Origin of the sequence: Paenibacillus sp. PAMC21692 (genome assembly GCF_014303795.1) — a bacterium.
Classification (GTDB): domain Bacteria; phylum Bacillota; class Bacilli; order Paenibacillales; family Paenibacillaceae; genus Pristimantibacillus; species Pristimantibacillus agaridevorans.
The window spans coordinates 1,298,478-1,311,442 of record NZ_CP060293.1; the positions used below are offsets into that span (position 1 = coordinate 1,298,478).

At 43.2% G+C, this 12,965-nt stretch carries 6 protein-coding genes; all 6 read left to right on the forward strand.

The window, feature by feature from the left end; all coding sequences use genetic code 11:
• The first annotated feature begins 10 nt into the window (after nucleotides 1-10).
• The 6 genes from H7F31_RS05240 to metK all read left to right on the forward strand — a co-directional run bounded on the left by H7F31_RS05240 (nucleotide 11) and on the right by metK (nucleotide 12,961).
• A complete protein-coding gene (locus H7F31_RS05240; protein WP_187103311.1) occupies nucleotides 11-4,219 on the forward strand; it encodes an S-layer homology domain-containing protein in 4,209 nt (1,402 codons plus the stop codon).
• Nucleotides 4,220-4,814: 595 nt separating this feature from the next.
• Nucleotides 4,815-7,640, forward strand: a complete 2,826-nt coding sequence (locus tag H7F31_RS05245) for an S-layer homology domain-containing protein (protein ID WP_187103312.1) — start codon at nucleotides 4,815-4,817, stop codon at nucleotides 7,638-7,640.
• A 115-nt stretch (nucleotides 7,641-7,755) separates the two neighbouring features.
• Nucleotides 7,756-10,239 (forward strand): hypothetical protein, encoded by a 2,484-nt coding sequence (locus H7F31_RS05250; RefSeq protein ID WP_187103313.1) that lies wholly within the window; start codon nucleotides 7,756-7,758, stop codon nucleotides 10,237-10,239.
• A gap of 84 nt (nucleotides 10,240-10,323) precedes the next feature.
• Nucleotides 10,324-10,875: a hypothetical protein gene (locus tag H7F31_RS05255; RefSeq protein ID WP_261800311.1), complete on the forward strand. Its 552-nt coding sequence runs from the start codon at nucleotides 10,324-10,326 to the stop codon at nucleotides 10,873-10,875.
• 317 nt (nucleotides 10,876-11,192) lie between these two features.
• A complete protein-coding gene (locus H7F31_RS05260) occupies nucleotides 11,193-11,474 on the forward strand; it encodes an alpha/beta-type small acid-soluble spore protein (protein ID WP_187103314.1) in 282 nt (93 codons plus the stop codon).
• A 278-nt stretch (nucleotides 11,475-11,752) separates the two neighbouring features.
• A complete protein-coding gene (gene metK, locus H7F31_RS05265; protein ID WP_087569447.1) occupies nucleotides 11,753-12,961 on the forward strand; it encodes a methionine adenosyltransferase in 1,209 nt (402 codons plus the stop codon).
• Nucleotides 12,962-12,965: the final 4 nt, after the last annotated feature.

Below are 12,965 nucleotides of genomic sequence, written 5' to 3' on the forward strand. Positions count from 1 at the left end.
GGAACATGTTTTGAAAAGAGCATTATCACTCATTCTGACCATCGCCTTGTTCGTCACGCTGCTGCCGAGCTTCGCAGCCACTCAGACGGCTTCGGCGGCGGGATCTTATTTCTTGTTTCCGAACGAGAATGACACAAGGGCGAACGCGAGAATCGTATCTACGGGCACGATCCAGCTGGAAGGTACCATTAACGGAGTTGTAGGCAGTTCTATCAGCTACAACGTCAAACAAGTAACCTCATCAGGCACCGAGGAAGTTTTGAATACGACGGAGGAAATTACGACAGGGGTCGCGACAACGGGAGATAACCGCATCTCGGTCAGCAGCCTGATCCTGTTCCCCGGCATGAACAAAATCACGTTCAAGGGTGTTGCGGGCGCTTCTTCCGTAACCGAATCCATCTATATCGAATATCGTGACAGTCCGATGCTATACGATCTAAAGGTCCAGTTCGAGAATCAGGAATATGACTTGTTGGAAGATCAACCGACCATGTTGTACAGTACGGCTCCGATCGTATCCAGCACGGGGCAAGTCGTCATCACGGGACGAGCGCCTAATGCAACAAAGGTAACAATCGATATTAACGGTCGTTCTTTCGACTTCAATGTATCTACGGCTTCAAGCAACAATCGTTTTAGCACATCCCAGCTTACAATCGACAAGGGAATCAATAATATTTCGTTCAGAGTACACAACGGCGGTCAAGTTGTTCAAACGACGCGTCAGGTAGCTTTCTATAACGGTGAAGTCACTTATTACGATCTGGCGATTTCTCAAGCTGATGGTTCGAATAAGGTTGCTCTTCAGCAAAACCTGAACTATGGAACTGCAACGAATGCAGGGCTTAAAATAAGTGGGAAAGCCATCATACCTTTGCCGCTTCACGACTTGACGGGTAATGCCAACGATACGATCGACCACGATGATCCAGCATTCTTGTCTGAACTAACAGCGTTGCTTACTATGCAAGTACAAGGCGGATCTACAGTAACTCCGGTTGCCAATTCCGTGAGTTACTTACCTACAACGATCACTGATGCAACCAAGTTTATTACGGTAAGCTTTACTTATACGTTACCGACGGTCTCGTATGACGTCTCGCAAAGCATTCGTTTTAAATCTCCGAACCTGAATCAATACAATGAATCTACATGGACGGCTTTCACACTGAGGGACAATAGCAAAGCTTATGTCTATGACGTCAATTATTTGACGGGCTTCGATAGTTCGATGACTAAGGGGATTACTGGAAACAACATTCGCTCCGAAGCCATCAATACTACACGAATATTGAATTTGCAAAGCACCGACATCCCAACCTCGGGCGTTGATGTCTATTCGGTTCCGATGGGCGTGGAATTATTAATCGGCAATTACGAAAAACTACTAAATACACCTACGCCTGCTACTCCAGCGTATGCGGAGGTTGTGGATTCGATCGTGGCTTCTGTTTCGGGCTCGTCGGCATTTACCTACAAGATGGTAATGGCACCAAATGGAGGCGCTGCACCGAATGCGCCGTTGGCGCAGGTCGTTACTCGCCAAGTCAACAATCAAACACAATCGTTCCTGCGGGTATTTCTTGAAATTCAGAAGCTGCCGAAATCGGGAACGAATTTGGTTTCTTTCAAGTTCAATACAGACTTTACAACTGCGGGCAAAGCGACAACCGAAGTGAAAACCGTTACGGCCAGACTGCTTTATGGACCGTACATGAAATTCAATACAATTGTAAACGGCATGGACGTCAAGTTTGACTCGGTTAAAGGAACCAATGCTTCCTTAATGACTCAACTGGGCAACTTCGAGGGTCAATTGTTCAATGTAGTCAACGATGCGGAGATCGACTATACAGCACCGGGGCAGTCTGTATTCCTCTACATTAATAACGTTGAGGTTCCCTTGGTACCTGACGCATCTACGACAACCAAATTTAAACCAGCACCGTCAGCCAATGCGGATTTTATCGGCGGTATTCTGAACAAAGCTGGAGAAAACACGGTTAAGTTTGTATTTATCTCGGCAAGCAACAATTATGAATCGACCCTAAAATTCAATATTGTACCAACGAACTTGCCAGTCGTTCCGGCTTTAGACAGCGATGGCGTATACCCTTATTCGCGAGGCCAATGGCCGCCTCTGCCGAATGATCCGAATTTTACGAAACAAGGCTCGGTATACACAACGAAGGACGCTTATTACGATGTGTACGGCACGTTCGATTTTATCGATCTTGGCGGACAGAACGATGTCGTTACCAATTTGGCCAATGTAGGGAACAAAAATAATTACATCGTCAACATATCCTCGCCGAATTGGTCGACCGATGTGACATGGGATTTGTCAAAACAATTCAAGCTTAGCACCAATAACCGGACCATTCTGAAGGATCCGAGTAATACTGCAGCTGATTACATTATGAATAGTGGCAGTTCCGGTCCAACGGGACGTGCTGGCGTAACATTCTATTACGATGTAGACAAAGAGAATTTTTTCTTCAACATTGCGAACGAAGTAATGCCGGAAGACGGCAGCTCCATGGTTTATGTAGTGACTGTGTACAATGCAGGACCCAATGGGCCTAGAGCGACATACCGACTGGAAATCAATCCGATTTCGATACCGTACAATATCAAAGCACCATTGACCGAAGAACGGATTACAAACAAAAACTTTGTAGAAGTCATCATTTCATCGCCAGGAGCGGACTCCATCACAATCGGCAAAGAGAAAGCCGAAAAGGTTACGTTTAAAGAATACTCAGGAAGCACCGTTACGAACGTGGATGCGTTCCGGGCCGTCGTCAAGGATTTAAGAGCGGGTCGAGATACCAAGATTCCATTCCAGATCACTCGCGGAGAAGACACGATTAAGCAAGAGCTTACTGTGAAGTATGTCCCTACTAACATACCTGGGGCGCAGATGCTCGAAACGATGGCATCCAGCCATAAATTGTTCAACAATTCACTAACACTAACCTTTACCAAAAATACGCAACTCATTAGGCCGAATTACAACAACTCCAACGGACACGCTACCCAAGTATATAATGGAAACGATCTGCTATTCGCCATTGCCAATCCTAACGATGGGATCGTCGATCGCCATTTGTACGAAGGTCAGCCGCCGAACTATTCGGCTAACAGCCAAGCCGAAGGTAATCTTCATATTGGCTACAGGTTCCAAGACCAAGCAAGACAGTTCATTAAAGCAAGCCCATTGTATTGGATAGACGGAGGACTTGCGGACGATCCGGATCCGATTCTGTCGCCGGGTTATGATCCTATTACGACTGGACAAGATCCGTTCCCGTTCCCGAATCTGGTGGGCAAATATGAAGGCAACTTCGCGAGCCGCTGGAATCGATTCGATCTAGAGCTTGTGCCAAGCGCGCCGGGAAGCTTGACGATTACGTATGATTCCAACGTCGTACAGAGCGCAGGAACAACGATTACGGTATTCCGATTTGACCCGTACAACAGTACGTGGGAGAATATCGGCGGCGTAGTGGATGAGAAGAAACGTACAGTAACTGTGCCTTTCAATAAATTCGGTTACTATGTGGCCGTTAAACTGACGAAAGGGTTTAACGACATCACGGATCATCCTTATGCGCGCGAAGCGATGGAAGCCATCTTCTCCAAAGGCATTATGAACGCAGTTGATCCGGTTGGACTCTTCGGCGGAGATCGTTACGTTACACGCGGCGAATTTACGCGTATGATTGTTAGGGCGATGAATCTTCCCCTTAATTTCGCAGGAGATCACCACTTCTCCTATTACCCGGAGACGATTACGAATGCCAACAACGCTAGCGCGATCTATGATTATCGCTACATTGAGACGGCGGCAAGAGCTGGTATCGTTAACGGCAAGCGCCCAGGATTCTTTGACGAGGATGTAGAGCTTTCACGTCAAGAGGCTGCGACGATCCTTGCAAGGGCATTGCAGCTGAAGCTGGAGACCGATTCGACGAAAGCGAAGAGCGCACTGGATAAGGTGTTTAAGGATTCCGGCACGTTCGACTTCTATTCCATTCCGTCCGTCCTGGCGATCCAGAAGAAGGCCTTTATTCAAGGCAAGCTGATTAATCCGCTTGAACCGAAGGATGGCTCCGTATTCGAGCCGAGAGCACGTCTGCTTCGAAGCGATGCGGCGATTATCATGGCCCGTGTCATGAATGATATGAAGAAGCTTCCTAAGATTTATAACTAACTTTGCTTAACGGCGAAGGTCAGCAATTGTGCTGGCCTTTTCCGTATACATAATCGTTTCAATCGTTTATTGATCGGGTAATGAAGCTTGTACGAGATTCATAGGTGAAAACTTATCCATGGAAAATGTTTAATATCGACGGTGCGTATGAAAACAAGCTATACTAACAAAGTGCAAAAGCGAGCGCAGGAAAATGAGACGATCCTCATAAAAAGATTTTCATGAGAATCGCAACTTTTTCGCGAAACCAACGTTTAAATACATGACGTTGTCACAAGGGTGACGCAATGACGGTTAGAAACAGCATTATACAAGGGATTAGCTGGGATGATTTCTCAACTTCCTCTTTACGGTAGCATAAGCCCATTGTATAATGTTATAGTGATGCCGCTATTCTAGCATCTATTCTTTCATGGTTTACAAGTTTCTACGACATTGGCTTACATAGGGTTAACCATGTCTGTAGACATCATTTATACAAATTTATGCTCTACTCTGGGAAGGGGGTGAATCGGCTATGAGGGAAACGAGCAATTCACTATCTGTACTAAACTCTCAACAACCGAAGCAATTTAGAGGAGGAGAAAAAAAGGTTATGAAGAAAAGTTTATCCCTGTTAGTTGCGATCGCAATGGTATTCTCCATGTTCGCAACTGTAGTATCCGCAGCAGAAGAGCAACAACCAACTGCTGGTGAATATCTTAACGAGCTTGGTGTTATTTTGGGTAACCAAGACGGCGACCTGAAAGAAGACCAAACTTGGAAACGTCAAGACATCGTAGTTCTTCTGTCCCGCCTGTTCGGCGCTGAAGACGAAGCAAAAGGTGCTGAAAAAACTCACGAGTTCAAAGACGTAACTGACAAAAACTATGATGGTTACATCTCTTGGGCAGTTGAAGAAGGTCTGGTTAAAGGTAAAAGCGCAACAGTATTCGGCTTCGGCGACGAGCTGGAAAACCGTGACTTCTACCTGCTGGTTCTTCGTGCACTTGGTCAAGAAGTTGAATACGACAAAGTAGGCGGCGCTGCACTTGAAGCTGGTCTTGCTCCTGAAGACACGGATTTCGACGCGATTCCACTTCGTGGCGAAACTTACACTGCAATCGTAGCAGCTCTGAAAACGCCTGTAGGCGAAAACGGCGAGACTCTGGAAGAGCTTCTGGGTCTGGTTGAAGCGGCTGCAATCACTTCGACACAAACTGGCGTTAAGCAAATCACTGTTAAGTTCAACAGAGCAGTAGACGAGTCTAAAGCTAAGTTTGAAGTTAAGAATAATGCTGCTAAGCGTGATGTAGCAAAAACGACTTATTCAGAAGATAAGAAGACTGTAGTTCTTGACCTAGCTGCTAAATTGTTGGATGGAGCTTCTACTGTAACGGTTTCTGGCGTTTCTGAAAAAGATCTTGTTGCAGACTTCACAGCTCAAGCTGAAAAAGTGACTGATATTAAATTCCTGAGTGACAAATTGGCTCTGGGTTCGCTTCCAGCTGCTCCTGGCAGCTTGCCGCAACCAGATAACTCTAAAGTAAGCACTGCTTACCAAATCGTTAACCAATTTGGTGAAGACGTAACGAAAAGTTCTGGCGGTTCTTTAACGTTCCACATTGGTAAACCAGGTGCAACTGGTACTGGTAACAACGGAGTTCTTGCCGTCAATGGCAACGGCTCTGCAACATTTACCTTTGGTGAAACAATTCACGTTACTGCAATTCTTAACCTTGGCACTTATGGCGTAACCGCTAACCAGGCTTTCACAGTTGGTCAGCAAGCAGTTGTTGATTCCGTTGAAATTGACTCTGTTTACCACCCAGAAAACAAAGAATTAAACACTGCTTCTAATTTCCCTGACTTCGTTCTTCTACTTGATGCGAAGGATCAGTATGGCAACAAAGTTAATGCTGCCGCATTGAAAGCAGGCGCTTTTGCACTAACTTCTAATCCTACATTGTTTACCCTTGACATTGCAACGGCTCTAGATGCACAAGGTCCAAACAATGACAAATTGGGTATTAAATTGATCGCTCCTAACACTGGTTCGATGTCTTTCGATGGAACTAACAAAGTAACAGTTACTACTTTGTTCGGACAAAAGTCTGATTCCATTGATGTAGTTGTTAAAAAAGCTGCAACGCTTACAACCTTTACATTGAACCAACCTGAAGAAATTGTTGCTGCAGGCGATGGAACAGTGAAGATTCCTTTCTCTGCTTACGATCAAAACGGTAATGCATTGACTAAATGGTCCGATGTAAACACTGCAAAAGTTAATGTTAATGGTGCTCTTCTTAAGCAAAACTACCTGACTAAAAACGCAGAAATCGAGTGGACTGTACCTACTACACCAGGCGTTTACTTTATTTCTTCTACTGTAGTTGGCACACCTAATGTTTCGCAACTTCAAATCTCTGTTCAAGCAGAAGCTAAAGCTGATGCTGTAACTGGGTTTGATAAAGTTTCTAATGCTCTTGTGGTTGGCGGCACAGTAGAAATTAAAGCTGAAAACATTATTGTTAAAGATCAACACGGCCGGAACATGAAGGTTGCTGATCTATTAACGGATGGTTTCAAAGTTGAATTGAGTGCACAAAATCCTCTTGCTGGGGTCGTAACTGGTTTTGATACCCTTGAAACAGGTACTACTTCTGTAACTCTTACTGCTACTAAAAAAGGTTCTGAGCAAGTTAAAGTTGTACTTAAAAACAGCACAGGTGGTGTTGTGAGTGAGTACGCAGGGTTTACTTTTAACGTAATTGATAGTGGTGCAATTCAAGCTGATTCTTATGTAGTTGAAACTCCTGAGAAAATCAGCGTACAGGAAGCAGCCCCAGTAACAGGAATCAGCACTCATGATGTTGCTGTTAAAGTAACTGGTAAAAAATCCGATGGTACTGTTGTTACATTGCCATCAAACGCTTATACACTCACTGCTGTTGCTCCATTAAAAGTTGTTGATGGAAAGCTTAATGCTTCTGCTTCTACACTTGCGGAAAACAAAACAGAAACAGGCAAGTATATTGTAACAATTCTTGCAACTGGTGAACAAATTTCAAAAGAGATCGTAATAACTACTGAGGCTCTTTTACCTACAACATTCGAAGCAAAAGATGCTGGCGTTTTGACTGCTGCTGATCTAGTTGTAAAAGGTGCTTCTGCAAACCTGACGATCGCTAACGTATTTGCAACAATTAAAGCCAAAGACCAATTTGGTGTTGCATTACCTGCTCTGGCCGCTGCTGATTATACTGCTACAGTAAGTGAGCTGGACGGACTCGTTGTTGGTGACATTACTGGTAACGGTCAAACTGCTAACAACGTAACTGTAAACGTTGGTAGCATTGCTGCAGGTGACAGCTATTCTGTGACATTCACATCGATTAAGAATGGTAAGTCTGTGAAAGTTAAAGTTGTTGCTACTAGCTAATTGATTTAAGAAAGAAAAGTCCCCGAAGGGACTTTTCTTTTTTTTGGTTAAATATCGAAACATAATCACGTCAAAAAGCGTCTATAGTAATATCAAAACAAAGGAGATATAGACGATGAAGAGAATTTTCTCACTGCAAGTGATCATGCTAGTTATGCTAACCCTTTTTGTTTCATTGATAAACCCTAGTCAAATGGTGACTGTTAACGCTCAGACAGGAATGACGCAATACAAAGGGGCAAGTCTACAAACCTTTATGCTGAATTCCAAAAGCTATATTCAAATAAAAGATGTTTATTTTAAATATGGCAGTAAGGATAAAGAAGTATATTTTACATTAACGGTTTACAATGGGGATAATACATCACTTGATTTCTTAGACTATTGGGTAGAGTTATCATCTGCAGCTGGCTCAAAGTATCCAATAAAATCCTATTCCGGAAATAGTAAATCAGGTCAAGTAGCTCCGAAAACTTCTAAAGATTTTATTTTTTATTCTCAAATAGATACTAAGCTATTTTATTCAGATTTGAATTTCAAGCTAGTAAAATGGGATTTTTCTTTGCCTAACTATACAAAAGTTATTGGTCAGGTAAAAGTTCCGGGAAATTATCAAAACGCAGTACCTATAAATTACTATTACATAAATACGACAGACAATAACAAAACTAAATCATATTTGAGTCCAGGGACTGAATTTACGTTAGGAGCAAATAAACAACTCAATATCAACTTAAATTTAGAAAATAACGGAATGTATGACTTTTCACTTCCTGAGTATCGGTTCTACATTAGAACGAAAGCGGGATTAGTGCTTAGATTAACCCATGATCCAATTGAAAATAAAGAGTTGGCTCCTGGAGATAAGCTATCTTATTCTTTAAGAACGAATGTTAATTCAAAAACTGATGTAACTGGAGCGCAACTTTTAGTAACGTCTTTAGACGGTGAAGCAAAGATTGAAATTCCAAAGGCTATTTATAATATTAGCTGGAGCAAGAGCAATAATTTGATTGTAGACGAAAAAAAAGCAGCTTCAATATTGGTTGAAGACAAGGCTGTAAGCGCACAAATTGATAGCATTTTTACTGATAGCAGTGGAACTTCGAATAATATTATTTTTACTACTAAGTGGATTAATAAAGGAAAAGAAGTTGTGACTTTGCCAGACTATAAGTTCGAAATTATGTCCAAGGATGGTATAAGATATCCTGTCGAGGTTGCTGATCAAACTACTGGAGTACAATTAATTCCTGGCATTGAAAAAGAAATTACTATACAAGCGATATTGCCAACAGCTAAGACCGAAGGATTAACGTTGTTAGTTAAACTACCGAAATCTGAAGTGAACAAGGTTGAATATGTTACAACAGCTTTCAGGTTATCTAAGTTACAAGAGGTTAAAGGTGTTTTGAGTAAGACATATAAAAATGAGCAAGGAATTTATCAAATAAATATTTCAAAAGCAGAAAGATTACCTTGGGGTAATCAGGATATTATCAATGCTTTTATAGAGATTAAAAATATCGGTACTAAATCACAAGCTATTCCAAAGCTACAAACGTTGCTCCGTATGAATAGCCAACTTATTAACAATGAAAAAATTAACTTTATACAGCTAAATAATTCGGGATTAATTGAGCCGAATGAATCAATTTATTTTGCTATTTCTACGAAAGTACCGTATACGTATAAGTTTAGTGAGCTAAGTCTAAATCTTACTGATGAAATTAGTGAATCTAAAAAGCAAACAATTGGTTTGTTTAAATTAAATGAAATTAAATCGATTCCAGAATTGAGTATTAGCGATGCATTTGAAATGGAATCAGTTGGAAGACGAGCTACAATTAATTTTGAAAGTACTTATATGTTTGAAGGTAAAGATAAAGATTTAATTTATGCAGAATTTAAATACACGAATAATGAAAGCAGATTCGGCAATCTTCCATCCTTATACGGATATTTTAAAACTGCTGATGGACAATATATTGAAGCGAAAATTAATAATGTGAAACGCGGTGTTGCGCCAGGCGGTAAAACGCTATTAGCTGCATATGCGGAAGTACCTAAAACGCTTGTAAATAATGGAAATATTCAATTAATCATTGGTGAAGGGTTAAATGGTCAAGCTTTTAGTACACCAGAAACTTCACCAGATAGTTATATTTCTGCTAAAGCTTTTAAATTGCCAAAAGATCAAACAAAGGTTAGTGACAATATTGCGGATTTAAAAGTAAGTCCTTATACTTTTACAATGCATAAATTAAATACAATGCTTAATGATGTTGAAAATATTAAATTAGATATGACGTATACCTTAAATAAAACTGGAATTTACGATCACATTGAGAAGGAAACTAAATTATATTTTGAAGTAACGGATGGCAGAAATGCTTACGGTACAACAGTAACTGTAGAGCCTGCGGAAGGTGATGGGCTTCAAGTAGGTGAAGAGAAGCAAATCATTATTCCAATTAAAGGACTACAGCTTGGTAATGTGATATTTAATGGTTATTCAGTTAATGTGTATGAAGAAATTGATGGTTTCAAACGTCTGCTAAGTTCTAAAAAGTTTGGAACGTATCAACTGATACGATAGTCAAAGTATGAGGAGTCTCTAGCCTATCATCTTCAAATCTAGTATCCTATTGAATAGGATACTAGACAGGAGGAGTTGTAAGAAGTGAATATAAAAGCTTTAAAGGTGACGAGCGCGGTGCTTCTGATCGCGGCGGGAATCGGAGTCGGAATGATAATGGCGAAGCCATTAGTGGCCAATTCCAATACCATTACGCCAGGTACGATCGAAGATCCGGTCGTCACAAAAAGCTACGTGGACGAGCAGATCGCGAAACTGACGAATGGCGGAACGATTGGTAATGGTTCAGGCAACAACGGCAACAATGGTGGTAACAACTCGGGCGGCAGTGGTAGCGATGGAGGCTCTAATGGAGGAGCAGCAGTAAAGCTTGAGGTTGTCGAGCTGCCACTAGGCAAGACGTTGATGGCGGCCGCAGGGACCGAAGTGGTTGTTCGCGTAGGCAAAGCTATCGCCTATAGCGCGACAACGGACGGTTTGTCCGACCTGACGGAAGGCATTGACATTAAAAACGGCAAAGACGTGCCTAAGAACCATCTCATTTGGTTCCCGCGCGATGGTCGTGGCATCAAAGGTCACGCAGACGAAACTGTTCCACTCACGTTAGTTGTTAAAGGCCCTTATACCATTCAATAATGGGATACCCCATAATCAGTCGAAGCAGCTGTTATCGCTTATACAAGCGGTAGCGGCTGCTTTTTTACCACATAAGAAAGTATAAGTTTTCGGTCCACGAAAACGGCTTTCTTATTGGCGATAAATCCTACCTTTAAACGCGGTCGCTCATCTTTGAGAAGCCTCGATAGAGTATTTCTCATTGGTCCAGCACTTTTCCTAAATAATCACCGCATGTCATAATCTGCACATACTGACAATAGATTATACGCTTGAGGAGGCGCAGTCCGAAGCACAATAAGGTCGTAAATCAAACTTTGTCGGAGGTGCTTTCTATAATGAGTCGCTCGAATAAAGTGATTGTGCCGCAATGCAAATCGGTCCTGAATCAAATGAAATATGAAATCGCCGCAGAATTCGGTCTGATGAATGGCGGATATTCAGCAGGTAGCGCGGATACGGAATTTGCTGGAGAGCTTGGCGCAGTCCATGCTTCCGGTACGGGCAGCGTAAACTGGTCCACATTGTCCTCTCGCCAGGCAGGGTCCGTTGGAGGAGAAATTACCAAGAGGCTGGTCTCCCAGGCTGAGCAAGTGCTGAATGGCGGTTTGACGCTCTAAGGTGAACATTCGGATCACGTTTGAATCTGGATTGACGCTCTAAGTCGAACGTTCGGATCACATATAGACCAGGAATGTCGCCTAAGGCATACGCCCGAATCACATATTCGCTATGGTTGACAAGATCGGTGTCCATTGACACTAAGCGACATTTTCGGTATTATGACTTTTTAGAAGAAGAGTTGTCTAACAACCTTTTCCTTCGCGGAAAAGGTTCATTTTTTGTGTAAAACGTTTATCTTTATTAGATACTAAGGTTTTGTAGGAGGTTGATAAGGATGTCGGTAAAAGGACGCCACTTATTCACATCAGAATCGGTAACAGAAGGCCATCCTGATAAAATATGCGATCAGATCTCTGATGCCGTACTTGATGCATTCCTCGCGGCTGACCCTAATGCGCGCGTAGCCTGTGAAGTTTCCGTCGCAACAGGACTCGTACTTGTTATCGGAGAGATTTCCAGCAAAGCGGATTTCATTGATATTTCATCGATTGCACGTAAAACAATCAAGGACATAGGTTACACGCGAGCGAAGTATGGCTTCGATTCGACCACATGTGCGGTTCTGACATCGCTTAACGAGCAGTCCGCTGATATTGCCCAGGGCGTTAACGCCGCGCTTGAATCGCGTGAAGGCAAAGATATGAGGCAGGAGAACGAGGATATCGGTGCAGGAGACCAAGGCCTGATGTTTGGCTTCGCGACCAATGAGACGCCTGAGCTTATGCCGCTGCCAATTGCGTTGTCGCACCGTATTGCGCGTCGCCTGGCCGAAGTGCGCAAAAATGATACGCTGGGCTACCTTCGTCCGGATGGCAAGACGCAAGTCACGATCGAATACGTGGACGGCAAGCCCGTACGCGTCGATACCATCGTTGTCTCCACGCAGCATGCCGAGGAAATTACGTTGGAGCAGATCCAGCAGGATATTATGGAGCATGTGATTAAGCCGGTTGTACCTACGGAATGGCTTGATGAACAGACGAAATATTTCATCAACCCTACAGGCCGTTTCGTTATCGGCGGTCCTCAAGGCGACGCGGGTCTGACTGGCCGCAAAATTATTGTCGATACCTACGGCGGATATGCGCGCCATGGCGGCGGTGCATTCTCCGGCAAGGATCCAACAAAGGTTGACCGTTCCGCGGCTTACGCAGCGCGTTACGTGGCTAAAAACATTGTTGCCGCGGGCTTGGCCGACAAATGCGAGATCCAGCTTGCTTACGCCATCGGCGTAGCGAAGCCGGTATCCATTAACGTCGACACTTACGGCACGGGTAAAGTATCGGAAGAAATTCTCGTTGATCTGATTGCGAAGAACTTTGATCTTCGTCCCGCAGGCATTATCAAAATGCTGGATCTTCGCCGCCCGATCTATGCGCAGACAGCTGCTTACGGTCACTTCGGCCGTACGGATGTCGATCTGCCATGGGAGCGAGTAGACAAAGCCGAGAAGCTGAAAGCCGATGCAGGCGTACCTGCATAAGAGA